Origin of the sequence: Priestia sp. YIM B13552, assembly GCF_042787775.1 — a bacterium.
Classification (GTDB): domain Bacteria; phylum Bacillota; class Bacilli; order Bacillales; family Bacillaceae_H; genus Priestia; species Priestia megaterium_E.
Window position 1 is genome coordinate 103901 of record NZ_JBHZOU010000003.1, and the last position, 25993, is coordinate 129893.

Below are 25993 nucleotides of genomic sequence, written 5' to 3' on the forward strand. Positions count from 1 at the left end.
TAGTCCTTGGTTTTGAAGAGAGAAACTAAAAAAATTTTTTCCGTTTACAAAAAGTTAATAAAACGCATACAAATGGTTTACTAAAAAATCAAAAAATTTACATCCTTTATAAATCTTTTCTGCTATACTATTTTTGAACAGTTGCTAGATTTATAGCGATGATAACTTACTTGAAAGGTGAATGGTAGATGAAAAAGAATACTCGCAGTAAAACGAAGAAAATCCTATCCACATCACTGGCACTTTCTCTATTATCTATGCCTCTTTTAACTACACAGGCAGGAGCGGAAGAACGTCATCCTGGACAAAGCTCACAACAAAGCAAGCATCAAGGCCACAATAAAAAAGATGCGCTTGTGAACATACGCCTGATGGAAACAACCGACGTTCATACGAATCTATTAAACTATGATTATTTCAAAGACGCCCCTTATGAAAAAGTAGGTTTAGCTAAAACCGCTACCTTAATCAAAAATGCTCGAAAAGAAGTAAAAAACAGCTTATTAGTAGATAACGGAGACCTCATTCAAGGAACGCCTCTAGGCACGTATAAAGCCAAGATTAACCCGCTGAAAAAAGGTGAAGTTCATCCTGTATTTAAAGCAATGAATCAGCTGGATTACGATATTGCAACGCTTGGAAATCATGAGTTCAACTATGGATTAGACTTCTTAACAGAAGCGTACAACGATGCAAATTTCCCTTACATAAATGCCAATGTCTACGTTGATGATCATGACAGCAACCCGAAAAATGATAAAAATAAATTTACGCCTTATAAAATTATGAATAAAAAAGTCGTCGATGAAAATGGAAAGAAACGAACGATTAAAGTTGGTTTCATTGGCTTTGTGCCTCCTCAAATTAACGATTGGGATAAAGCAAACCTTGATGGAAAAGTCATTACAAAAGGCATTGTAGAAACAGCCAACAAATATATTCCGGAAATGAAGAAAAAAGGTGCAGACGTAGTTGTTGCAATGGCTCACTCTGGATTTAGCAGCAACAAGCAAAACACGGAAGATGTCATTTACTCATTAAGTGAAGTAAAAGGCATTAACGCTATTACGTTTTCACACACGCATAAAGTCTTCCCTGCTAAAACGGAAGCTGCGCTAGACGGTTTGTTCCTTGGAGCAGATAAAAAGCCTCTTCCTGGCGTTGATAATGCAAAAGGAACGATCAACGGCGTTCCCGCTGTTCAAGCAGGTTACGGCGGAGGATCACTTGGCTTAATTGACTTAACGTTAAAAGAAGAAAAAGGAAAATGGAAAGTAGTAAGCTCTCAATCGTCTACGCGTGAAACGTATAAAGACGTAAAAGATGCGTCAGGGAAAACGGTTACGCAAAGTACGGTAGAACCGGATAAAGGTGTTGTTAAAGCAGTTCAAAAAGATCACGATGCAACGGTTAAATATGTGAACACACCAATTGGTGAAACGACGGATGATATTCACAGCTATTTTTCTCTTGTAAAAGATGATCCATCTATTCAAGTGGTAACAAATGCACAAAAAGATTACGTAGAAAAATACGTTTCTCAAAACAAGCCGGAATATAAAGACCTTCCGATTTTATCAGTGGGAGCGCCTTTTAAAGCAGGAAGAAACGGCGTTGATGAATATACGGAAATTAAAAAAGGTGACTTAACGATCCGAAGCGCTGGCGACCTGTATCTATATGACAACACGTTAAAAGCGGTTAAAGTAAAAGGTTCTGTTGTAAAAGACTGGATTGATATGTCTGCCGGTAAATTTAATCAAATTACACCGAACAAAACAGAAGAGCAGGAATTATTAAACCCAAGCTTCCCTGTTTATAACTTCGACGTAATTGACGGCGTTCAATACCAAATCGACGTCACAAAACCAGCAAAATACGATGTGAATGGAAACGTGATTCACGGAGATTCAAGCCGCGTTGTTAACTTAACGTATAACGGCAAGCCGGTTGATCCGAACCAAGAGTTTATCGTTGTGACAAATAACTACCGAGCTGGCGGAGGCGGAAACTTCCCTGGTCTAAAAGGAAGCGAGCTCGTGGTGGATTCAGCGGATGAAAACCGTCAAATTCTAATGGACTACATCACCGAGCAAAAAGAAATTACACCAACAGCTGACGATAACTGGTCCATTGCACCAATTAACGGAACGGCTAACGTGACGTTCACAAGCTCACCGCGCGGAGAAAGCTATTTAACTGAAGGAAGCAACATTACGTATACAAATAAAACGGATGACAAAGGATTCGGCATTTACAAAATTAATTTAAACGGCGAATCAAAAGATAATACAAAGGTTCAGCTGTTAGGCATGAACGACCTGCACGGTCAGCTCGATACAGATACAAAAATCAATTCAAATGGCCAAGCGCTTTTAGCTGGAAATATGAAATATACAGCAGCAGCTATTCGTAAACAAGAAGCTGAAAATCCGAATACGCTTTTAGTTCATGCTGGAGATATGATTGGCGGAAGCCCGTTAGTTTCAGCGCTGTTTCAAGATGAGCCAACGGTTGAAGTGATGGAATCACTTGGATTTGATGTGGGTACGCTTGGAAATCATGAGTTTGATGAAGGCATTGCTGAGCTTCACCGTATGATTGAAGGCGGAGACCATCCAAAAGGCACAAAAGGATACGACGGCATGAATTTCCCGGTTGTAGCGGCAAATGCTTATGATACTTCAACTAATGAATTAATTACGGAGCCTTATGCAATAAAAGAAGTAGGCGGCAAGAAAATCGGCTTTATCGGCGTTGTCACACAAGAAACGCCAAGCATGATTGTTCGTAAAGGAAATGAAAACTTAAAAATTACGGACGAAGCAGAAGCGATTGATAAATACACGGCAGAGTTGAAAAAGCAAGGTATTAAAGCCATTGTAGTACTTGCTCATAATCCATCTAATCAAAATGGAACGTCTACCGAGTTTGATGCAGCAGATATCGCTAAAAAAGTTGATGATGAAGTTGACGTGATCTTTTCAGCTCACAATCACGTATACAACAACAAAGTAGTAGATAACAAACTAATTGTTCAAGCTTATTCATACGGCTCAGCGTTTTCTGACGTAGACGTTGAAATCGATAATACGGGTGACATCGTAAAAAAAGATGCAAAAATTGTAACCGTATATCAAAAAGACTATACGCCAGATCCTGAAGTTTCAAAGATTATGCAAAAATATGAAGACTTAGCGGCACCTATTAAAGCAGAAGTGGTTGGAAAGTCATCTACTGATTTAGCAAAAGGCTATCCGTCTAGCGGAGCAACAGGGGATATCGCACTTGGAAACTTAATTGCTGACGGCATGAAAGCAGAAATGAACGCTGACTTTGCTTTAATGAATGGCGGAGGCGTTCGTTCACAGCTTGATTCAGGTGACGTAACATACGGTGATTTGTTTGCGATTCAGCCGTTTGGCAACGTCTTAAATAAAGTAAAGCTAAGCGGAGCAGATTTAGAAACGGTGTTAAACAATCAAATTACATCATCCGGACTAGATTTCCATATTGCAGGCTTTAACTATACGTGGGATGGAAGCACAAATAAAGTAGTCGATATTACGCTACCAGATGGAAGTAAAATCGACAAAGAAAAAGAATACACGGTAGTAGTGAATAACTACATGTACGGAAATGAAAAATATGGTATTGGTGCACTTTCGTCAGATATGGAAGTGGGACCAGAAGATTTACAAGCAACGGTAAACTATATTAAAACACTTAAGAGCCCGTTTGAATACAAAGCTGAAGGCCGTATTCAAAACGTGGCAGCTGCTAAAACAGCTGAACAGCAAGAACCTACTTTAAAAATAGCTCAATAAGCCAAAAAAGACTGTCTCATAACTCGGATTTCCGGTTTAGAGACAGTCTTTTTTTAATAGTTTAACTTAAATTTTAAACTCTCAGTCAATGAATTTACGTTATAAAACATAGCTTAATTTTTGAAACAATCACCAAATTGTGGTATTCTCTCCATAAGAAGACTTACGTAAACGTTAAAAATAGTATCAAAGATTTCACTATTTTTTCATTTATCTACGCTATTATGTAAAGTTATATAGAACCTGTAAAAGAACGTGTTCGCTATAGTAAAGGAGTAAATAAAAGTGGCTATTAATCTACAAAAAGGTCAAAAAATTGATTTAACAAAAGGAAGAGAAGGCCTATCTTCTATTACAGTTGGATTAGGATGGGATCCTGTAAAAAAACGCAGCTTTTTTGGTTTCGGAGGAAACGGACCAAGCATCGACTGTGATGCATCTGTTCTTATGCTAAATTCAAACGATAAGCTTGTAAGTAACTCAGCCGTTGTGTATTTTGGAAATCGTCACAGTAACTGTGGGAGCGTTAAGCATTCAGGCGATAACCTTACCGGAGCAGGTGAAGGAGACGATGAACAAATTTTTGTTGATTTGAAAAATGTTCCTGGAAACGTACATAAACTTGTGTTTGTGGTCAACATCTATCAGTGTGTTGAGCGAAACCAAGATTTCGGTATGATTAAAAATGCGTTTATTCGCGTTGTAGACAGCGCTAAAAACGAAGAGCTTGTCTACTTTAATCTATCTGAAGATCATTCAGGAGCAACAGCTTTATTTGCAGGTGAAATTTACCGAGACGGGAATGAATGGAAGTTTTCAGCAACTGGAGATGCAACGAGAGATACTGGATTGGCTGAAATTGCAAATAAATATACAAAATAAACAACTAGAAAAGAGGGAAACGAAATGGCTATTAATCTTTCAAAAGGACAAAAAGTAGATTTAACAAAAACGAATCCAGGATTAACAAACGTAGTAGTAGGTCTTGGATGGGATGTAAATAAGTATGACGGTGGAAACGATTTTGATTTAGATTCATCTGTCTTTTTATTAAACGGAGCGGGAAAATGCGCTTCAGAATCTGATTTTATTTTTTACAACAATACGACGGGTGCAAACGGAGCGGTTGAGCATACCGGAGATAACCGTACAGGCGTAGGTGAAGGAGACGATGAGCAGGTTCAAGTAGATTTGAAAAATGTGCCTCAATCTATTGAACGCATCGCGTTTACCATTACGATTCATGAAGCGGAGGCGCGCGGTCAAAACTTTGGCCAAGTAAGCAATGCCTACGTTCGTATTTTAAATGCAACAAATGACGAAGAGTTAATTCGTTATGATTTAGGTGAAGACTTCTCGATCGAAACAGCCGTTGTAGTAGGAGAGCTGTACCGACACGGCGGAGAATGGAAGTTTAATGCTATTGGCAGCGGCTATCAAGGCGGCTTAGCGGCACTTGTCAACGACTTTGGTTTAAACGCCTAATCATTAAAGTAAGAAAACGTACGGAGGATATTTTTATGTCAATTTCTTTATCAAAAGGTCAGCGCATTGACCTAACCAAAACGAACCCAGGCTTAACAAAAGTAATAGTAGGTCTTGGGTGGGATACAAATAAATATGCTGGATCTCAGGATTTCGATTTAGATGCATGTGCATTTTTAGCCAATAAATCAAGTCAGGTTGTAAATGACGAAGAGTTTGTTTTTTACAACAATTTAAAAAGTCCAAATGGCGCTGTGGAGCATACCGGTGACAACCGTACGGGTGCAGGAGATGGAGACGATGAGCAAATAGCCGTTGATTTTTCTCTTCTTCCTGACCACGTTGAAAAAATCGGAATTAGCGTCACGATTCACGACGCAGATGCTCGCGGACAAAACTTTGGACAAGTATCCAACGCGTTTGTTCGTCTGATTGATGCTGAAACAAATGAAGAAGTACTGCGCTATGATTTAGGTGAAGATTTTTCAATCGAAACAGCTGTCGTTGTATGCGAGCTATACAAGCACGGAAACGACTGGAAGTTTAATGCCATTGGCAGCGGATTTTCCGGTGGCTTGGCCGACCTTTGCCGCAACTACGGATTATCCGTATAAAAAAGGCATGGGATAAATGAAAAAGAAAGGGTGCTTTAACGAGTACCCTTTCTTTTTAGCATGTATATGTCTGAAAAGAAAGGAGCTGTAAGGCGTGAGTAAACTAATTGATCCTCATATCATTAATCTTAACGAGCAAAATGGAACTTCTCTTTTTTCTCAAGATGTTTCTCTGCGAGGTGACTTTATACAAAATGAGCAGCAAATTTCCTATAAACAAGTGGCAGGAAGATATGTAGGCACCCATCTTGATGCGGACGAGTACGCAGCTTTTCTTTATGAACTTGCGCATTCATCATCATCGATCCTTGTCCTGCACGATAAGCTTGATAAGTCCATTTCAAATGATAGATTAAAAGAAGTACAAACGATTCTTAAAATTAATCAAGAAGAACGCGGTCTTTCTGTCAATCGACTGTTTGCTTTTTTAGAAGGAAAAAAGCTGATCGTGAAGTCAGAAAATCCCGTTATACATAGAAGAATACGCGAAAAATTTATTGAAACGTTAACGTGTTTTAAAGAACAGCACGCAGAGGGCTTTATGGACGGGCATTTTCAACGCTTATTAATCGATTTAATAAAGTGGCAGTGGAATCACGTGAAGTCTTGGATGGTCGATCAAGCATTTCCTGAACACGCGCCTCGCATCATGTGGTATGGAGATGCGAATAAAAGCGAGCAGTATTTTCTTCATTATTTGATTTTACTAGGTTTTGACGTCCTTACCTTTCATCCAGAGGGAAAGGATCATTTAAAAGAAGTAGATAAGAATCAACATTTAACAACGGTTTATACGTTTCCTTCTACTAGCTCGCTTTTACCTTTTCCAACGGATAAGCCGGTTCGAAAAGGTACGGTAGCATTTCGAGCTTCTCAAGAAATTGAGCAAGTGCTTCATTCAGAGGAGTCTATGCTGTATAAACCGTGGCAATTTCGTTCGTATTTTCCAACTTCAGTTACTCTTAAAACGACGTATGATGAGATTTTTTTATTAATGAGAGAACGGGCGTTTATTCGTCCTAATTTTGAAGTGTCAAAGCCATATGTACATGTGCCGGTTCTGTTTTCAAAAGTGCTTGGCATTTCCAAAAACCGAAAAGAGTACTGGAGTAAAGTGCATGAGCTCATGCAAACAGAAAATGAGTTAGCTCTTACTGTTGACTCTGTTCCTTTTGCCCAAAAAATAGAAGGAAATAATCACTTTCACTACCAAGGCGCTCTCAGAAGTGATGGGACACTCAGTCCAGATAAAATGATTGAAAGCAACTGGTGGCGCTATAAAGAGCTGCCTATCGGGCTTCAACAAGGGCTAGCTGCAGCTATTTCCAGATACTGTGCACATTCAAAGCTCCTTCGGTTGGATCATGAAGATGCGTATCAGCATCAAATGTACTTGTTTAATCAGTCTTTGAAGCTTCCAAACAACGTGCTTCGCATGCTTCAAAAATTTGATTATACGCAGCACGTCCCTCGGCTCATTATTTATCACGGAAATGAACATGAAACGTTTACGCGTGAAGATGCAGCTTTACTGCTTCTATTAAATGAATTTGGCGTTGACATTGTTCTTTTTAATCCGACCGGTCAAATAGATATAGAAGCGTTTGTCGAAGAAAAATATTTCGATATACATTGGCTAGAAGAAATTAGCTTTAATGAAGAATTCAAAGAGCCGTCGCTCATTCAAAAATGGTTAAAACGAATCTTTTAAAGAAAGAAGGGTTTTTAAATGGCAACAAACGAATTACAGCCTTTAGATGTAAACGAAGCCGAAGAAGTTTTAGAAACAAAGCCTAATGAAGTAAAAGCAAAACTGCGAGAAGAGCCGGAAGTACGTCGCTTAGCAGAACAAATTGATTATAAAAATCAGCTGGCTTTACTTGAGTATGGGAAAGAAACAGCCAATGAAATTTCCTCGTTTTCCGGAAAAGTGCTTAGTACAATTAAATCGTCTAGCATGGAAGAGTCAAGTCAATTATTAAAGCAGCTTGGAAAGATTATGGACAAATTTGATGCAAAAGATTTTGTTGAAGATAAAGGGTTTTTCTCTAAGCTTTTTAAACGCGGTCAAAAAATGGTGGATAAGCTGTTTCAAAAATATGAAACGATGGGCTCTGAAATTGATAAAGTGTATGTAGAGATTACAAAATATGAAACCGAAATGAAGCATTCAACCACGACGCTTGAACAGCTTTACGAGCAAAACTATCAGTATTATATAGAGCTTGAAAAATACATTGTAGCGGGCGAAGTAAAAGTAGAAGAGTTAAAACAAGAGCTAAAGGTGCTTGAAGAAAGAGCGTCGAGTGGAAATCAGCTGGCGGCAATGGAGCTTCAAACCTTAAAAAATGCGGTTGAGCTGATGGAGCAGCGATTATATGATTTAGAAATGGCAAAACAAGTATCTTATCAATCCGCTCCTCAAATCCGTATGCTGCAGCGAGGAAATACAAAGCTGATTGGCAAAATTAATTCTGCGTTTATTACAACGATTCCTATTTTTAAAAATGGACTCATTAACGCAATCGCAGCAAAACGTCAAAATTTAGTAGCGGAGTCTATGAACGAATTAGACAAACGTACAAATGAACTGCTCATTCGCAATGCAGAAAACATTTCACAGCAAAGCGTTAAAATTGCCAAAATGTCGGGTGCGCCCAGCGTAAAAGTAGAAACGATGGAACAAACGTGGAATATTATTATGAAAGGAATGCAGGAAACAAAAGCAATCGAAGAAGAAAACAAACGCCTTCGTGAAGAAGGACTTGTTCGCTTGGAACAATTTCAAGAAAACTTCAAAGCGCTTGAACATAAGATGTAACGAAAAAGCGAGAATCTTTATGATTCTCGCTTTTTTTGCCTATACGTTTGCTGGAAGTCTTAACCATAAGAGATTAGTGAAAAGCGTGAAAGGGTATCAGATATAAAAGAAGTATTATCCAAAATAAGATAGTTATTTCCAGAAGACGTTTATGTACTTTTATAATTTAAGTTAAAAATGCAAAAAACTTAATTATTTTAAGTTTTTTGCTGGTTTTTAACTTTTCTTTGCGCTACAATTAGCTCATATCAAAGTAAAAAAGGAGGGTATTCGGGTGTATCAAGAGCAGCGCATGAGTGCGATTATTGAATACCTTCACACACACCGCACGATTACATTAGACGAAATTTGCGATATGTTTACCGTTTCAAAAGATACGGCGAGGCGTGATTTAGTCAAGCTTGAAGAAAACGGCGAGGTTATGAGAGTTAAAGGCGGAGCGACGCTATCGTCAAGTCATATCATTGATTACAGTGAACGAACGCCTACCAAAGCGAAAGAACAAATTGCTAAAGAAGCAGCTTCGTTAATGTCGGAGGGGTATGACGTGCTTTTAGATACGTCTTCTACCATCGCACTGATGGCGGAGTATATGGATGTAAAGCATGTAACCGTTATTACAAATTCCATTGATAATGTGGATTTGCTCGATCAATATACAGCGTGTGATACGTTTTTGCTGCCGGGCAAGTTTAACGGGAAAAACCGTAACGTCACCGGGCCAAGAACGATTTCTACGTTGCAGGAATACAAAGTAGATCAGCTGTTTTTAGGTACGTGCGGCGTTGGTGCAGCTGGTATTACATCTCCAAGTGAAGAAGAAGCGTTTTTAAAAAGACAGATGATTCAATGCGCAAGACAAGTTATTATGCTTGCGGATCATACAAAGTTTGAACGTGAATTTTTACATCGAGTATGTGATATGAGCGATATTGATATCTTAATCACAAATAAAGAGCCAGAAGCGGATGTAAAAGAAAAAATAGAACAAAATCAAGTGCGGCTTATCGTAACAGATTTTGATAAAGGAGAGGAAACACAATGAAGAAAATAAAAGTAGGATTAGTAGGATACGGATTTTCAGCAACGGTCTTTCACACGCCGCTTTTAAGCGTGTTAGAAGAATTTCATATTTCAAAGGTAATGAGTTCAAATCCTGAAAAAGTAAAGAGTGACTTAGAGGATGTTGAAGTAGTGAGCACTCTATCTGAACTTCTAGAAGATGACAGCATTGATTTAGTTATTATTACAACGCCTAGCGGCATGCACTATGAAATGGTGAAAGACGCACTACGCGCAGGTAAGCATGTAATTGTTGAAAAGCCGATGGTCGTATCAGAAAAAGAAGCAAATGAATTAATTCAATTAGCAAAAGAACAAGATGTTCAATTAAGCGTCTATCATAACCGCAGATGGGATAATGATTATTTGACGGTGAAACAGCTGATTGAAGAAGGGAAATTAGGCGACGTTAAAATGTATGAAGCTCATTTTGACCGCTATCGTCCAGCTGTTCGAGACCGTTGGAGAGAAAATGAAGGGCCTGGGTCAGGAGCGCTTTACGATTTAGGATCTCATTTAATAGACCAGGCCTTACACCTTTTTGGAATGCCTGAATTTGTTCAAGCTGATGTATTTGGTCAGCGAGATCATGCACGTACGGATGATTACTTCCACGTAGTGCTTGGATACGGTTCTCTTCGCGTTATTTTACATTCAAGTGCCATTGTGCCAAGCAACGGGCCGCGCTTTCAAGTTCACGGAACAAAAGCAAGCTATATTAAATACGGCATTGACGGCCAAGAAGATATGCTAAGAGCCGGCAAGAAGCCTGTGGACGATACGTGGGGAGCCGACAGCCCTGAACACTACGGGAAGCTGACAACTGGCGAAGGCGAAACGAAAGAAATTCAAACGCTGCACGGTTCTTATGTGACGTATTATCAAAAAATTGCCGACAGCCTGCTTCGAGGAGAAGAGCTTCCGGTTTCAGCAGAAGAAGCTCGTGACGTGGTTAAAGTTATCGAAGCGGCATTTGAAAGCAGCAAGGAAAAACGAGCGGTTTATTTTAACTAAGGAGCGAGAAACAGTGTGTAATCATTCGGTAGAGACGCTGCTTGAAAAAGTAGTTCAACAGGAAAAAGAACTGATCTTTTATCAATTTACAAATGACCAGGCGTTACAGATCGGCACGGCCATTATTAATGAAGCAAAAAGCAAGGGTAAGGCAGTAACTGTAAGTATTAAACGAAATGGTCAAACACTTTTTCATCATGCGATGGAAGGGGCGATTCCCGATCATGAAGAATGGATTAAACGAAAATCAAACACCGTTCTTCGTCACCATCACAGCTCGTATTATATGAAGCTGTACTGCGAGTTAAAAGATCGTTCTTACGCGCAGTTTTATGCAGCGAACCCTCAGGAATTCGAAGCGGTAGGCGGGTCATTTCCAATTTTGGTTAAAAACGTCGGCGTAATTGGAAGCATCACCGTATCAGGCATGTCACAAGAAGAAGATCATGCACTGGTGACCGATACGATTCGTAGCTTTTTGCAATAAAAATAAGCGGACTTCGTTGGAAGTCCGCTTATTTCATTAAAAGATGAGTGGCGATAAGGCGTGTGTTTTTTCTACATACATAAAAGCATCATATCGTTTTGACAAGCGAGAAGGAACATAATTTCCGTATTGTTCAATCTCTGGGTCGTATACAACACCAATGGCGCGATGGCCTATCGTTGAATGAAAAAATGTTCGGTTTTCCTCTGTGAACATGAGGTATTGATCAAAAGCACCTGCTCGGTGAATGGCATCTTCCCAGCTTCCTTCTATAGCTGGAGGAACGGTTAATTCCTGATGAGGATTACCCCAGCTATCAGAAGCAATGACCGTGCCGTGATGAGTTCCGAATCCGACGGCGTAAACATGCTTCTGTCCGTATTCTTCACGGGTAAGCTGACCTACATTCACCATGCCGCTGCTTTTCATGTCCGTTGCTCTTGCATCTCCGATGTGAGTGTTATGCTCCCATACAATTCCTTTAGCGCTATCTTTGTAGTAAGCTTGAATATATTTTAAAGCTTCTACCATATGACGATCGCGAATATTCCACGATTCATTGTCGTTGGTAATCATCGTATGATAATAAGCTTCAGCATTGCTTGCTACCAGCGCATTTACCTGCATACTAAGCGCAGCTTCAGGCTCATGAGTATAGGTATCTTTCTTTTGCTGAATGGTTTGTAAAAGCTCTAAGATTTCTACCATGCAGTTTTTTCCGTAAAAGGCAGAAGAAATTCCGTACATCTGTGCTTCGCGATGAAAAGATTCAAAGCATTCAAAGGCTTTTTTCGCTTTCTTTGCATCAGAAGCGTGGTTGTTTTCTAAGTACTCAATAATAGCTTCCATCGATTCCCACAGGCTGTATACATCTAAGCCGTAAAAACCTACTTTTAGCTGATGTGCTGGCAAGTTGTTGTTATAATCACGAAGCCATTCAATCAATTCTTTTATTTCTTGATTGGCCCACATCCATGAAGGCCAGCGGCTAAAAGATTTTAAGACATCTTCGGCATCGGCGTACTGAGTTGTATATCCTTTAATGTAGCGATTAACTTCAAAACATGAAGGCCAGTCTCCTTCCACTGCTATAAAGGAAAAATCATAATGCTGAATTAATTCTTTCGTAATAGCTGCTCGAATTTCGTAAAATTCAGATGTGCCGTGAGAGGCTTCTCCAAGAAGTACGTATTGAGCGCGGCTTGCTGTGTTAATAAGCGGCAGTAAGTCATCGACATCAGCAAAAGGCATAGAATGTTTTTTAATGGCTTCTATCATTTGAATGGTTTTTAGCATACGACCACCTTATGTTTAAGAAATGGATAGCAAGAGCTTGAGAAAGCAAGTCTTGCTACCAGTTAACGGGTTTTTATTTTTATGAATTACCTGCTAAAGTGCTTAATGGCAGAATCATTTAAAGAAAAATCTTCTTTAGTAAGCGCCGTTTGATTCTGTGTTTCGCATTCTTTAGTAGGGTGCTCTTCTTTTTTAGAAACAGCAGAAACTTCTTCGTTATTTTCATACGTGTTGTTTGTTGACATTATATTTCACCTCTTGTATCTAGTGTTTGAGGTACAGAAAATAAAATAAGAAGAAATATCAGGAATACCTTGAAAAGAAAAGTATACGCTTTAAATTATTTGAACTCATGCAAAAAATTGTCTACACTAAACACTGATACATAAATCGAGTGAGGAGAACGTGAAAAGTTTATGAAGTTGATTTCGTGGAACGTAAATGGCATTCGCGCGTGTGTGCGAAAAGGATTTTTAGATTATTTTCAAGAAGTGAATGCGGATGTATTTTGTATTCAAGAGACGAAGCTGCAGGAAGGCCAAATTGATTTGCAGCTAGAAGGGTATTATCAGTACTGGAATTATGCCGTGAAAAAAGGGTATTCCGGAACGGCTGTTTTTACAAAGCAGAAGCCTTTATCGGTTTCATACGGTGTGGATAAAGAATCGGAAGACGAAGGACGTATCATTACGCTTGAATTTGAACAATGCTATGTAGTAAATGTGTATACGCCAAATTCTAAAAGAGACTTAGCGAGGCTTGAAGAAAGGCTTCAATGGGAAGACGATCTGCTCGTGTACTTAAACAAATTAAATAGCCGTAAAGCGGTGATTTTATGCGGAGACTTAAACGTAGCACACGCAGAGATTGATTTGCGTAATCCAAAGCCAAACCGAGGAAATTCTGGTTTTACCATAGAAGAGCGAGGGAAAATGACGACGCTTCTTGCTAGCGGATTTCTTGATACATTTCGTTATTTGTATCCGAATCAAGAAGGAGCATACACGTGGTGGTCGTATATGAACAAAGTGAGAGAACGAAATATCGGATGGCGCATTGATTATTTTATCGTATCGGAGAGAATCAAAGATGTTATTCAAGAAGCTGCTATTCATCCGCATGTAATGGGAAGCGACCACTGTCCTGTGATGCTAGAATTAAATGTACCCCATCTATGATATCTTTCTATATAATAGAAGAAAAACGGAAAAAAGGTTGGTTCACGCGAACGGTTGCGGTATAGTAAACATATTGAAAAGTACAGAATGTTCTAGGAGATAAAGGGGGAGACAGAGGTGAAGCGAGACTCGCTGCAAACCATTGAGCACGAAATTGCGCTGCTTGTTCGTCTAACAACGACGCACAGTCCTAAGCTTGGAAGCTTGGACCGTTCTGAGTATTTATTGTTAAGCGAACTAGATCAGCGCAGTCCGCTCGGGATTAATGCATTAGCTGAAAATTTAAAGCTGAGCTTATCTACAGCTAGCCGGCAAGTATCTGCGCTTGAGACTAAACAGTTTGTTCGTCGCTTTCCGAGTCCAGAAAATGGGCGGATTAGTTTAATTGAAATGACGGATGCAGGGAAAGATATTTTGCAGCATGTACAAAGCAAGCGTAAACAAGCCTATGCTGAAGTGTTAGAAAATTGGTCGGAAGAAGAGGTTTTGGCACTGGAAAAAAGTTTATCACGCTTGAATCTTGATTTTAAAAGATGGCGCAGTAATGGATGTTAAAGCGAATACATATAGATGAACAAAAAGGCTATTGAAAAATAGTCTTTTTAAGTTGAAACAAAGAAGTTGATTTCTTCATTAAAAGATGTATAATATGTAGTGCTGCTATAACTTGCATGATACAACTTGTACAATAAAATATGTAAGGAATTGTTAGTCATATGAAAAGAATTTAATAAAAGGAGGAATAAATATGAGTCAGAATAATCCAGCAGTAGCCTCCGACAAACAAGGTTTAAGCGTACCTAAATACTTAATTATGGCGATTTTAACGCTATTTTCAATTGGCCCTCAGTATTTTTTGAATTTATCTTACACGGTCAATCAAGTATTGATTCAAAATCGATTTGATGCGAGTACACAAAGCTTACTATTGCCATCTATTATTTCTAACTTGGCATTTGGACTTGGGGTACCAATTGGTCCGATGCTTGCGAAAAAATATGGCGTGCGTAAAGCATACTTAACGTTCGTTTTAGTCTTTTTAGCAGGTTCGATTATCAACGTTTTTTCTGAAAATGTGGCGTTTTTATCCCTTGGTCGTCTGATTCAAGGCTTAAGCTCAGGAATGCTGTTTTTAACCATTATTCCAGCTGCGCTGATTTCGTTTCCGAATAAAATCCGAAACTTCTTTTTAGTATTAGCGATCGGCGGACTGTTCGGTTCAACGGCGATTGGAGCCTTTTTAGGTGCTGTATCTCTTAGCATGGATAATTGGCGCTGGGTGTTTGTTTTAGGAATACTTGCTTCTCTTGTCTCTCTGTTTATCGGATATAAGGTATTACCTGCTCATGATCCAACTCAGCAAGAAGACCGTCCAGTGGATAAGAAAAGTATCTTTATTCTTAGCCTTATTATGATTTTATTAGTTTATCCACTGTATGAACTAAGATACGAAGGATTTGCTTCTATCCAAGTGTGGCCGTTCTTACTAGCTGCAGCAGGGTTAGTTGTCATTTTTGTCTTAGTTGATTTAGCGGCTGAAAATCCGCTAGTACCATTAAAATCGCTGCTAGCCGTAAAACCAGTTGCGGGTACAATTATGGCCATTGGCGGTCATATGGCATACATCTTAGCAATTGCAGGTATTAATGGCGTCATGCAAAATGTGCAAAATGCATCGTACACCACGCTTTCCTATTTTTATTTATACTTTTTTGTTGGGGTACTGATTTCAGCATTTGCGACGACATTCTTGTATGACAAGTTTGGTCCAGGTTATCTTGGAGCGATTGGATCACTTCTCATTGTCATTGTAGGATTTAGCTGGGTAAACGTATCAGCCGATACATCACTAGTGAGCTTGTATGTTCACATTATGCTCTTTGGTATGGGTGTTAGTATGGCACTTGTATCCGGTGCGCTAGGAGCGGCACTAGCCGGAGATTTACATCAAGCTTCGATGCGTTCGATTTCACTGCACTCCATTCGAAATTTATTAGGAGCCATCGTGGCACCTGTGATTGGGTGGTTTGTTGTTCGACAAAACGCCATTTATTATGAAGATTTTCGAGGTCAAATTAGCTCAGTAGATCCTCAGGTGAAGATGCAGCTGTCTGAAATGATTAAACGCTATATGGGTATGGGAATGAGTCAAGCAGATGCAAAAACATCGGCCGTGACGGCTGTTGTAGCAGGCGCTAAAAAAGCATCGATTTTACATGCGTATCACAACTTATTTTTCATGCTTGGTATTTTAGGCGTAATTATGCTCATTGCTTCACTAAGTAAAGCGTGGAGCGGTGAAAATAGAATTCTTGTTCAAAAAGAAGAGGTTCAAGAAGAAGCTGAGCCGCAAGAAGAAAGAAAAATGCTGCCGGCACCTCAAACAGAAGAAACCTCTGTATAATATACTAACTATAGAAAGAAGGAATTCCGATGAGTAAAAGTCGTTTATTGGTTACTAACATTGTTGGAATCATTGTGATTTTATTACTAGTAGGCTTTGGTGGATATTATTTCTACGAAAAGGCAAATTACGTTAAAACAGATGAAGCGCAGGTAGAAGCACCGCTTTCACAAGTCATCGCTTCAGCTAACGGTCAGTTAAGCGAATGGAATGTAAAAGAAGGAGATAGCGTTTCACAAGGTGATTCTGTTGGAAGCTTAAAAGAAGGCGAAAAATCAACAGACGTAACGTCTATGATTGACGGAACAATTATTAAAAACAACGCATCTCAAAATCAATTAGTAAAAGCTGGCGATGTGTTAGCACAAACAGCTGATTTATCTAAAATCTACATCAATGCAAACATTAAAGAAACAGACCTAGGTGACTTAGAAGAAGGAGACAGCGTCGACATTACAGTGGACGGAGATTCAGGTAAAGTCTTTAAAGGCCATGTTGAAGCAATCGGTCGCGCAACAAACTCAGTGTCTTCTATGCTTCCTGCTCAAAATACAGGAAACTACACAAAAGTAACGCAAAAAGTACCGGTGAAAATTTCAATTGATGATGCATCAGATAAAGTTCTTCCAGGTATGAACGCAGAAGTGAAAATTTCAATTTAATAACGGAAAAAAAGCTGCTTCCTCTAAGGGAGCGGCTTTTTTTATGCCTAAACAAATAAAATAAAAAATGTGCTAAAAAGGGGATGTATACAAAGGAAATGTGTGGTAAGATACTTCTTGTTTGAAATTGGATATCGGTAAAGAAGGTGATGGGATGACCGCGGTCGAAACAAAAAAAGGGCCAAAAGAAAAGCTGAATTTGTTTTTCTTAACGTGGCCGATCTTTTTAGAAGTGTTTCTTTTTATGTTAATGGGGATTGCTGATACCTTTATGCTAAGTGCGCTGTCGGATGATGCCGTATCAGGAGTCGGAGCAGCTAATCAATACCTTCACATTGCGATTTTGGTGTTAGAGGTCATTGGTAACGGAGCAGCAATTGTTGTCTCTCAGTATTTAGGATCAAAACGGTATATGGAAGCGTCAAAGATTTCTGCTTTGGCCGTTACGTTAAATTTAGGAGTCGGGCTAGTCATTAGCGCGGGTTTTCTTTTGTTTTCAAGGCATATGATGGAAGCGATGAACTTACAAGGTGACGTGCTGATGTATGCACAAAGCTATTTATCCATCGTCGGAGGAGCTATTTTTCTTCAAGCGATTATTAACTCTCTTGCAGCGATTATTCGCGTACATGGCTTTACGAAGCAGGCAATGTTTGTTTCACTTGGAATGAACATTTTTCATATTGCAGGAAACTATGCTTTAATCTTCGGGAAGTTCGGCTTTCCGGAAATGGGCGTGCAAGGAGCAGCGATTTCATCTGCGTTCAGCCGATTCGTTGCCCTTATTGTGTTCTTTTGGCTGCTGTATCAAGTGATGGAATATAGAGTGAAATTTCAATACTACATTACGCTTTCAAAAGAATATATTGGTAAAATTTTAAAAATCGGTATTCCGTCGGCTTTTGAACAAGTGATGTATCAAGGCTGTCAAATTGTCTTTTTATACTATGCAACCTACCTAGGAGCAGAATCACTTGCTGCGAGACAGTACGCGATGAATATTTCAATGTTCATTTACTTATTTGCCATTGCAATTGGAATGGGTACAGCGATTATTGTCGGCCGTTTAGTAGGCGGAAACGAAAAAGATGAAGCGTACCATCGCGTATGGAAAAGCGTCAAATGGGCCAGTGCCGTAACGATGATGATGGTTGTTCTTGTGATGACATTCAGAACACAGCTGATCAGCGTGTTTACAGACAATCCGCATATCATTGAGCTTGGGGCGACGGTGCTGCTTCTGAGCATTGTGCTTGAAACGGGAAGAACGATGAACATTGTGCTGATTAACTCGCTGCGGGCAGCGGGAGATGCCAAATATCCGGTGTTAATTGGTGCGATGTCGATGGTCATGATGAGCTTGCCGCTCGGTTATTTCTTCGTTTTCCATTTAGACATGGGGCTCGCTGGCATTTGGCTTGCCATCGCAGCCGATGAATGGACGCGCGCAGTTATTATGTTTTTCCGTTGGAAAAGCCGAGCATGGGAAAACTACGGACTTATACAGCACGAACAAACAGCTGAAGAACCAACGCCGGTTCAAGTATAAAACAAAACCTCTGCAGGATGTGCAGAGGTTTTGCTGTGTAAAAAAACGAAGTGAAGCTGGTCTTTTTACGCAAAAAGCTTTAATTTGTGGGGAAAAACGGGTATGAGTACAAAGGAATGGTTTTATTCTACTTATTCTTTGTTTTAGATAACGGTATATGGTTGGATAACGCATTTAGACATGAGTCTTTTTTCTCTTATTTTTCATTTTTATCTCAATTCATGAAACTAGAAGCATAAAAAAGAGAGTTTTTTCCTATTTAGCTATAATGAGACAAATTTTATACTTATAATTATTGGATTAAACTCGAAATGTGCGGAACAGGAGGAACGATATGGGGTTAGGAAGCGTATTAGACGGACTGCTGGGTGAAGTATCTGGAAGAGTCTCAGATGTAGAAGGGAAAATTTCTAAGCTAAGAACGGCTAAAAGTAAAATTGAGCATGAACAAGCTGTTTCATTAAAAGAAATTGAACACATCAAAAAGCCTGAGCTGGGAGACAAATGGACGGGTACGTTATCGGATGATTTTGACGAAAAACGTACGGCGGCCTACGACAACATAAAAGGCATTTTAGACGGTGATTACGATGGATACATTCGTGAAATTGAAACAAAGATATGGGCGCTAGAAGCTGAAAAAGGAGCTTTGAGCGGCTTGAACGCCGTTATTGGAGAAGCGGATTCTTTATTAGCTAAAGGTGAAGAAGCCTATGACGCAGTAGAAAACAAGATTAGTGAAATTAGAAGGGGGCTGTTTTCATGACAATTAAGCTTGATCACGCTGACGTTATCAAAAAGCTTGAAGCAGTCAGCACAGCGATTGGAAATTTATCCATTAGCAAAATGCCTGACCTTGGAAAAAACAGCCTTGATACTACAGAGAAATGGGAAGCGCGCGAAGAAGAAATTCAAACGCTTATTTCTACTTATATAAAAGCACTAAACAAAAACGTAAAAGATACAAAATCTAATGTAGACTTACTAAAAGAACAAGACGAATCTATTATCCATTTGTAGCAGCAAAGGGGGATGACTGTGGGAAAGGTATACGATGCAAAAGCGCTGTTTGATGTAGCAAAAGACAGGGAAAAAGCCTACGATGAGTTACTCAGCCAGCTGGGTGAACTGAAAAAAGCGCTGCAGGGCGTAGCGGACTTAGATGGCAGCTTAGAAGGAAAAGGCGCTGACAATATAAAATCTTTTTATAAGCAGCACGCCGATACGGCCGGACAGTGGGAAAACTTAATTAAAATGCAGCAAAGCTATTTTTCAACGCTTCACGTTAAAGCTGAAAAAGCAAAGCTATCAGGAAGCACGATTGTAACTGAATCATTTTTAGAAACAGAGCTAAAAAACGCCAACAGCAATGCTAAAGAAATGGTTGCGCAGCAGCACGAAGATCTGCAGAGTATTTTAAACGGCATTGACGATATCGTCTCTATTTCAGCGTTTTCAACGAGTGAGTTTAACGATAAAATAGAAGAAGCAGAGAAAAAACGCACCGATACAATTGAAGCAGTGAACCAGCTTGACGCTGAATGGTCAAAAGAATACAGCGAAATGGATGACTTCTATGCGGTAGTGGATATGCTAGTAAGCGGCTTAGAGCTTGCTACGAGTCAAGGAGGAAGTGTCTATCAGCTTGCCTTTGACGAAAAAGCCTATCACGACAGCGAGCTGTATAAAGTTCAAACAAAGCTAAACGACTATGCAACTTCATATGTTGACTACAACAAGCAGCAAGAAGAAGTATACGAGCTGGAAAAAAAGCAAGAAGAAGAAGCAAACAAGCCGTGGTATGAAAAAACGTGGGACGCGGTTTCTACCTTTACAGGAGAGGTCAGCGGATATTATGATTATAAACGAGCAGCAGAAGGCGTGGACCCTGTTACGGGTGAAAAACTTTCTACCTCACAGCGCGTCGCAGCGGGAGCCATGGCAGCAGCCGGCTTCATTCCGGTTGTCGGCTGGGTAGGAAGAGCCGCAAAAGGCGGAAAAGCCATCTACAAAACGGCTAAAGGCCTAAGCGCAGCGGATCACGCCTTAGACGCCTACAAATCCGCTAAATCCTTCAAAGTCCTGGAGCAAACGGAAAAAGGCCTCTACGGTCTTGTGGCCGCAAACGGGCTAGGAGAATATATGACCGGACGCGACATGTTCGGGAATAAAATCAGTGAAGAGCAGCGTAAAGCAAGTCTTCTGCAAGCATTAGGAATTGCTGGAGCTGGAGCGCTTTCTACGAAGGTAGCGGGAAAAATGGGACAAAGCCTTGCGACCAAAGGAACCGAAAAGCTCAACAACATGCGCAACACGCTTCGCACAAGCGCCGTTGCCAACGTCACAAAGCAAGCCTACCAAAGCGTCAAAAACGCACCGGCCTCTTGGACACAGTCGCTACATAAAACATATAACAACATCCTAGACAGCAGCATGCCAAGACTGGGGCCAGAACTTGTGCCGGCTGGTCCAGCACTTGCCCAGCAGACGGTGAGGGAGACCTTGCAGAATGTGAAGCAGCAGACGATGCAGATGATTGAAAAGCCTGTAAAAGTAGAGCGTGTGAGTGAACGTCAAATTCAAAAAGGTACTAAGGGTACGGGTAAAGGTAGTAATACAAACCCAAACAAAATTAAACTAACTCCAGAACGAGAAATATATTATCGAAAGAAAATAGATGAAGCTGAAGCTCGAGGAGAGTATGATGTAGCGGATGATATTAGATATGATCGTTATTGTGAAGAAACGAAAAAACCTTTAGATCGTGAAAAATGGGATGTTAGGAATGAGAATCTAAAAAAGATTACAGAGCGTGGTAGAGAAGAAGAAATAAAAGGAAGAAAAGCTTTAGGAGAACATCTTGATCGTAAGCTAGAAAACAATAACGTCGGTGAGGTTGTTACCTATACATCCAGTGAAGGGCATCTTACGCGTCCAGACAGTATAGGGCGTAATAGTAAGGGTGAAATTGACGTGGTTCATGATCACAAACACAAAATAAGTGACAAAGAACATGTTATTCATAATGACAGTCAAATGCGAGCTGAAAGAGAACTGGCGAAAGAAACAAAAGGAAGTCATATCGTGACGATATCAAGTGATAATCCCGATTTAAATGGGATTCCTCCTAGGCCAAGACCAAGTGGGCCTTTAGGAGAAAATAGTGAAATTTTCTATACTGATCCAAAGAGTGGTAAAGTGACACATAAATGGTATCCAGATCCAACTATACCTGGTGGTGGTATGTGGATAAAGCAGTGAATTGAAAATGCTGTATAACTTTATTTTAGTGATATTAAGGAGGATATAGATGAAACCTAATTATTTTTCAATTTCAATGTACCCCACAGTAGCTTTTAACGAAGAGGAGCTATTAGGTCGTCTTTTGGATGTGTTTGAGTCAAATGAAAAATTTGCTCCTACTCATTGGGGGAACGCTGAAACGGTACGGGTAGAATATAATCGTGAGGAAATTCTAGAAGAAGTAATTTCGGGACGTAAAGTATCTGAAGTTCATCTGTATCGTGATAAATCTGTGCACTATAGAGGACGCTTTGAAGTTAACTTGAACTATGGTTCATTTCTGAAATTTGAATTTCAAAAATCTATTCCTCAAAAATTTTGGTCAGATTTTTTTGTGCTATCTGATCAAATCGCAGAAGTTGCAAAACCTTGTTTTGGAGTAGCTCAAATTTGTTGGCCAGTACCTAATCCTTGGAATACTGAACGTGAACGTTTACAAAAATGGATGAATATCTCATCTCTACCTATACCGGTTAGATTTCTTCCTAACGGTCCTTTGGGGGTAGGAGCTAGAACATATTTTAGTGGTCAGGTTTTGGAAATGTTTGATAAAGAATTCTTACTAAATACTCCCGCTGTCGTATCGGAATTAGAATGGGGCGGGGTTTGTATGGATCTTTTACAAAATCCATTAGAAGCTGATAGGGATACATTGCTAGATCGGTGGTTACATGTAATGAAATACTTAGAACCAGCTCAAGTAATAGCTGTGCCAAGTTTTCATGAAAGTCGAATGGTTGTCACGTATTCGCCCAATGTTGCTTGGAAGAAGTATCTAGAAAATTAAAGGAAAGGAATTTGTAATCATGGATGAGAAAAGTAATGAGCGAATAAGGGTTATGGAAATAGTAAATAGATCTCAATATAATGATGAGGTTATAGATCAGGTAGATATGAGTGATTTAGACCTTAGTTTTTCAGACCTGTCAGAAGTAATGGCAAGGCGTATTATGGCAAAACGTGTTGTGTTGAGAGCCTCTTCACTAATGAGAGCAGCGTTTCATGACTGCGATTTTGAGTTAGCTGATTTCAGAAGTTGTAATTTAGAGGAAATTAACATGGCAGATTGTAGGTTGGGCGAAGCGGATTTTTCTAAAGCAAATATGAAATATGCAAAGATAAATATAAGTAGTTGCTTTGAAACTCGTTTTGATGAGGCTGATTTTTCACATGGAGAATTAGTTGGAACAATTTTAAATCATGCTACATTTCGCCATGCAAATTTGTCAGGAATTGATGCGGAACAGGCCGACTGTACGGGAACGGATTTCAGCGGTGCCAATCTGACAAATAGTAAATTTGAAAAAGCGCATTTGGAAAATGTAAATTTATCAGCGGTAGATGCTAGAAATGCTAATTTCACAGAAGCGGATTTTACCGGAGCAATCCTTTTAAATGGGGATTTCACAGAAGCGGATTTTACCGGTGCTAAACTCGACAATGTAGTTTGGACAGGAGCAAATGTAGAAGGAGCTAAGTTTGACGAAAATGTTAAAGAACAAGTGTTGAAAATGATATAGAAGTTGATTTTAAATTGTATGTAAAATTGGCACCTACGTTTTAATGTATGATTTGTCACAGCATGTAAAGGGTGTCACACTCTCACTATAAAACTTGCAAACTTAAAGCACTTAATTGTCTAAGAGAGACGATGAGTGCTTTTTGTATTTCAGTATGAAAGGTGAAATGAACATGATAATTTTATAAGTATGCTAAAGAGAATGGTAAAGCAGTATCTAAAAAGAAATCAATACCCAATTTTGTGAAAAAACAATGGGAAGAAATATGTTGTTGATTCTTATATTCTAGGTGGGGAAATTGTCTCGAGGAAATTCACTCAACTGACTGAAGTACAAGAAAAGACCGCATTAAGTTATTTAAGTGAATTTACTAAAAAATATTATTCTGGTAAATTTAACCTAAACACTTTAAAAGGTGGTCGAGTAGAGGGAGAATTAATTTTGGAAGTTCCTGTTCAAACGAAGCCAGTTCCACAAAAAATCACTAAAGATCATTGGTCGATACGAAAACAAAATGTATTGAAGTAATATGACAGGTGAAAAGCCGAAAACTCATGATTTTAAATATACTGACTAGCTTAAATAGACCCAAAAAATGATGAATACTGAAAATCACCTAGGTTTCTACAATAGTCTAACAGAAGAAAATAAATATAGTTTAATAAATGAATTTAAGAGGATAAATAGGAGTGATTCTAAGTGAATAAGTTATCTTTTCTACAACAATACAGAAAAAGTATTGAGTTTGTATCTAATGAAGACTTACTAAGTATTGAGAAAGAGAAAATCCCGGAAGAATGGATGGAAGTATTTATAGAAACTGACAAGACTGAGAGGAAAGATAAAATAATTGCTTTATGGAATCGGGTATGTGAAAAAGAATTAAGTCATACGATCTCATATTTAAAAGAGAATTTAATAGATGTTGAACTCATTATAGATAATGGACAGTACGCCATTCTATATAGCGTGAAGAGTGAAAATGACGAAATTCTTTATTATGAAGGGGGAATACCAAACAAATCAATTTACGATTTAGACATGCAACAAGCTTGGTCAAGTGTTCCGCAATCTATTGTTAAATTTTACGGAAAGTTACATAATGGCTTTTATTATATGCCAAGTCGAGCAATGGGTCTAGTACCGTTAGAGAGAGTAACTTATTTTAAAGAAGATGAATGGGGGATTCTTGATGATTTAGAGCATCCATTAGAAATCAATCTTGATACCACTTATGGATTTTTTGAGAATGGTATGGGTGGATACGTTGCGGTGGATTTGAACAATTGTACGGATAATAGAGCAACACTGTGGTTCACCAATGACCAGCCTGAATATATTGTTGATTTCTGGGATATTGTAGATGAATGGATTTTAATAGGGTTACAAGATAATTAAAAAATAATGTGTAAATAAACTAAGTTTATATAGCATATAGCACTTGATTGTCCATAAAAGGAAGCAGGTGCTTTCTTTTATGGACAATCAGTACAATCATAGAAAAGTTCAAAAATGAATTACGTGTACGTTAAAAAAATGGAAAGATTATTAAATAAACATAAGGAGGATTTTGTGGAAAATAAATCTATTATTAATTTACAAAGTGAACGAAAAGTTGGGGCTGTTTTAATTGTTGCTGAAAGAGTATTTTCTGTAATAAGTAAAGGTGATGAAAGATATCCAGCAGGTAGAGAAGCGTTAGACAAATGTTGGTTATGGGGTGAATCTCATACTGTAACTGGAGATGAACTCTATGAGCTTATTGATAGTGCAGACTATACAGGGATCTCAGAATTTGCTGAGGAAGAAGAAGACTTGAATATGGCTAGGCTATGGTCACTACTAGTGGATGCCGTCGCTTATACATCTTGGGAAGCTTATAAAAACGAAAAAGTAAAATATGTACCGCAAGCACTGGAAGGTATCGGTGCAGATAGTATCACTGTCTTTTTGAATAGCGCAGTTGAAACCGGTTTTATCACAGTAGAGGAAATTGAAAGAATGGAATTAGTTCTTTATGATTATGAGTGTATAAGCAATGAAACCTCAATAAAAAGAGAAGACTTTATGAAATTATTTTAACTCAGTGTATGGAACCTATTAAATAAACAGAACGAATGAGTAAGTGTAGACCACTACAGCAAATGGTGAGAACTAACAGTAAGCACACCTCAAAAAGCAGTTAAATGCATTATTTTTAACAGCACGTAATTGTTAAAGGAAAGAAAAAGGCGCTTTTTATGTTTTAGGATAGGAATCAATAGGTCTAGTCAAATTTTATAAGTGCAAAACTATTAAATAGTAATGTATCTTTAGTCTTAACAAGTCATCCCATTTTATTAAGGAGAATGTAAATGAAAATGGAATTAAATATCCAACAAAGAGTTGGAGAATATAGAGTGAAAAGTGATCAGTTATTTGAACAGAAAAATTATCAACAATCTGTTGATGTATTAATCAAAGGGTGGGAAGAGATTCCGCTTCCAAAAGGGTTATATAGTGATACTTATGAGGTGGTAAAAGATATCATTGATACCTTTATCATAATGAATGACTATGAAAGTGCCCAATATTGGCTAACTCATCTATACTCATCAGGCTTTAAACGATTTGATGATGGTGAAAAAGAGTTTATTTCAGGCGTTATTTATTATGAGTTGGGATCCCTTTTAATTGCCAAAGAGTTTTTTGATATAGCTAATCGAAAATCAGAAGGAAGGTTATTTGAAGGGAAAGACACGAAATATATAAAATTACTCAAAAGGTAACCA

24 protein-coding genes are annotated in these 25993 nt (G+C 38.8%); 22 read left to right on the forward strand and 2 right to left on the reverse strand.

All coding sequences use genetic code 11. The features are described from left to right. Positions 1 to 188 precede the first annotated feature (188 nt). The 9 genes from ACFX40_RS12630 to ACFX40_RS12670 all read left to right on the forward strand — a co-directional run bounded on the left by ACFX40_RS12630 (position 189) and on the right by ACFX40_RS12670 (position 11310). Positions 189 to 3827, forward strand: a complete 3639-nt coding sequence (locus tag ACFX40_RS12630) for a multifunctional 2',3'-cyclic-nucleotide 2'-phosphodiesterase/3'-nucleotidase/5'-nucleotidase (RefSeq protein ID WP_377255129.1) — start codon at positions 189 to 191, stop codon at positions 3825 to 3827. A 285-nt stretch (positions 3828 to 4112) separates the two neighbouring features. Then, the gene (locus ACFX40_RS12635) at positions 4113 to 4709 is read left to right on the forward strand and encodes a TerD family protein (RefSeq protein WP_102813976.1); all 597 of its coding nucleotides are present in this window, start codon (positions 4113 to 4115) and stop codon (positions 4707 to 4709) included. 24 nt (positions 4710 to 4733) lie between these two features. Then, complete coding sequence (locus tag ACFX40_RS12640; RefSeq protein ID WP_013057396.1) at positions 4734 to 5312, forward strand: TerD family protein; 579 nt, start codon at positions 4734 to 4736, stop codon at positions 5310 to 5312. Between the two features lie 35 nt (positions 5313 to 5347). Next, complete coding sequence (locus ACFX40_RS12645; protein WP_013057395.1) at positions 5348 to 5926, forward strand: TerD family protein; 579 nt, start codon at positions 5348 to 5350, stop codon at positions 5924 to 5926. Positions 5927 to 6020: 94 nt separating this feature from the next. Continuing rightward, on the forward strand, positions 6021 to 7637 hold the full coding sequence (locus ACFX40_RS12650) for a YceG family protein (protein WP_377255132.1): 1617 nt from the start codon (positions 6021 to 6023) through the stop codon (positions 7635 to 7637). 18 nt (positions 7638 to 7655) lie between these two features. Then, positions 7656 to 8747, forward strand: coding sequence for a toxic anion resistance protein (locus tag ACFX40_RS12655; protein ID WP_028408242.1), 1092 nt, complete (start codon positions 7656 to 7658; stop codon positions 8745 to 8747). A gap of 274 nt (positions 8748 to 9021) precedes the next feature. Further along, on the forward strand, positions 9022 to 9792 hold the full coding sequence (locus ACFX40_RS12660; protein WP_028408243.1) for a DeoR/GlpR family DNA-binding transcription regulator: 771 nt from the start codon (positions 9022 to 9024) through the stop codon (positions 9790 to 9792). Next, complete coding sequence (locus ACFX40_RS12665; protein WP_028408244.1) at positions 9789 to 10823, forward strand: oxidoreductase; 1035 nt, start codon at positions 9789 to 9791, stop codon at positions 10821 to 10823. Before ACFX40_RS12660 ends, ACFX40_RS12665 begins: the two co-directional genes overlap by 4 nt. A gap of 13 nt (positions 10824 to 10836) precedes the next feature. Beyond that, positions 10837 to 11310, forward strand: a complete 474-nt coding sequence (locus ACFX40_RS12670; protein ID WP_098331808.1) for a heme-degrading domain-containing protein — start codon at positions 10837 to 10839, stop codon at positions 11308 to 11310. Positions 11311 to 11346: 36 nt separating this feature from the next. Here ACFX40_RS12670 and ACFX40_RS12675 read toward each other — a convergent pair whose 3' ends face one another. Both ACFX40_RS12675 and ACFX40_RS12680 read right to left on the reverse strand, forming a co-directional pair. Next, the gene (locus ACFX40_RS12675) at positions 11347 to 12606 is read right to left on the reverse strand and encodes an erythromycin esterase family protein (RefSeq protein WP_377255135.1); all 1260 of its coding nucleotides are present in this window, start codon (positions 12604 to 12606) and stop codon (positions 11347 to 11349) included. Positions 12607 to 12692: 86 nt separating this feature from the next. Beyond that, positions 12693 to 12851, reverse strand: a complete 159-nt coding sequence (locus tag ACFX40_RS12680; protein ID WP_171843257.1) for a hypothetical protein — start codon at positions 12849 to 12851, stop codon at positions 12693 to 12695. 171 nt (positions 12852 to 13022) lie between these two features. Here ACFX40_RS12680 and ACFX40_RS12685 point away from each other — a divergent pair, with 171 nt between their 5' ends. The 13 genes from ACFX40_RS12685 (at position 13023) to ACFX40_RS12745 (ending at position 25990) form a co-directional block, all read left to right on the forward strand. Then, positions 13023 to 13784 carry an exodeoxyribonuclease III gene (locus tag ACFX40_RS12685; protein WP_098432964.1) on the forward strand — a complete coding sequence of 254 codons (762 nt, stop codon included), beginning with the start codon at positions 13023 to 13025 and terminating at the stop codon, positions 13782 to 13784. Positions 13785 to 13901: 117 nt separating this feature from the next. Next, positions 13902 to 14339, forward strand: a complete 438-nt coding sequence (locus tag ACFX40_RS12690; protein ID WP_014459764.1) for a MarR family winged helix-turn-helix transcriptional regulator — start codon at positions 13902 to 13904, stop codon at positions 14337 to 14339. A gap of 193 nt (positions 14340 to 14532) precedes the next feature. After that, positions 14533 to 16188: an MFS transporter gene (locus ACFX40_RS12695; RefSeq protein WP_028413057.1), complete on the forward strand. Its 1656-nt coding sequence runs from the start codon at positions 14533 to 14535 to the stop codon at positions 16186 to 16188. Positions 16189 to 16217: 29 nt separating this feature from the next. Further along, on the forward strand, positions 16218 to 16850 hold the full coding sequence (locus ACFX40_RS12700) for an HlyD family secretion protein (RefSeq protein WP_025751627.1): 633 nt from the start codon (positions 16218 to 16220) through the stop codon (positions 16848 to 16850). A gap of 154 nt (positions 16851 to 17004) precedes the next feature. Next, positions 17005 to 18399 (forward strand): MATE family efflux transporter, encoded by a 1395-nt coding sequence (locus tag ACFX40_RS12705; RefSeq protein WP_014459767.1) that lies wholly within the window; start codon positions 17005 to 17007, stop codon positions 18397 to 18399. Between the two features lie 334 nt (positions 18400 to 18733). After that, positions 18734 to 19165 carry a YwqH-like family protein gene (locus ACFX40_RS12710; RefSeq protein ID WP_013057382.1) on the forward strand — a complete coding sequence of 144 codons (432 nt, stop codon included), beginning with the start codon at positions 18734 to 18736 and terminating at the stop codon, positions 19163 to 19165. Continuing rightward, on the forward strand, positions 19162 to 19419 hold the full coding sequence (locus tag ACFX40_RS12715; RefSeq protein WP_377255139.1) for a YwqI/YxiC family protein: 258 nt from the start codon (positions 19162 to 19164) through the stop codon (positions 19417 to 19419). The genes ACFX40_RS12710 and ACFX40_RS12715 overlap by 4 nt, the downstream gene beginning before the upstream one ends. An 18-nt stretch (positions 19420 to 19437) precedes the next feature. Then, the gene (locus ACFX40_RS12720) at positions 19438 to 21660 is read left to right on the forward strand and encodes a ribonuclease YeeF family protein (RefSeq protein ID WP_377255142.1); all 2223 of its coding nucleotides are present in this window, start codon (positions 19438 to 19440) and stop codon (positions 21658 to 21660) included. A 49-nt stretch (positions 21661 to 21709) separates the two neighbouring features. Further along, positions 21710 to 22489: a hypothetical protein gene (locus ACFX40_RS12725; RefSeq protein WP_114895649.1), complete on the forward strand. Its 780-nt coding sequence runs from the start codon at positions 21710 to 21712 to the stop codon at positions 22487 to 22489. Positions 22490 to 22508: 19 nt separating this feature from the next. Then, on the forward strand, positions 22509 to 23222 hold the full coding sequence (locus ACFX40_RS12730; RefSeq protein ID WP_114895648.1) for a pentapeptide repeat-containing protein: 714 nt from the start codon (positions 22509 to 22511) through the stop codon (positions 23220 to 23222). Positions 23223 to 23921: 699 nt separating this feature from the next. Further along, the gene (locus ACFX40_RS12735; protein ID WP_114895647.1) at positions 23922 to 24620 is read left to right on the forward strand and encodes an SMI1/KNR4 family protein; all 699 of its coding nucleotides are present in this window, start codon (positions 23922 to 23924) and stop codon (positions 24618 to 24620) included. A gap of 174 nt (positions 24621 to 24794) precedes the next feature. Beyond that, complete coding sequence (locus ACFX40_RS12740; protein WP_025751637.1) at positions 24795 to 25304, forward strand: Imm6 family immunity protein; 510 nt, start codon at positions 24795 to 24797, stop codon at positions 25302 to 25304. Between the two features lie 272 nt (positions 25305 to 25576). After that, a complete protein-coding gene (locus ACFX40_RS12745; RefSeq protein ID WP_028413068.1) occupies positions 25577 to 25990 on the forward strand; it encodes a hypothetical protein in 414 nt (137 codons plus the stop codon). Positions 25991 to 25993 lie beyond the last annotated feature (3 nt).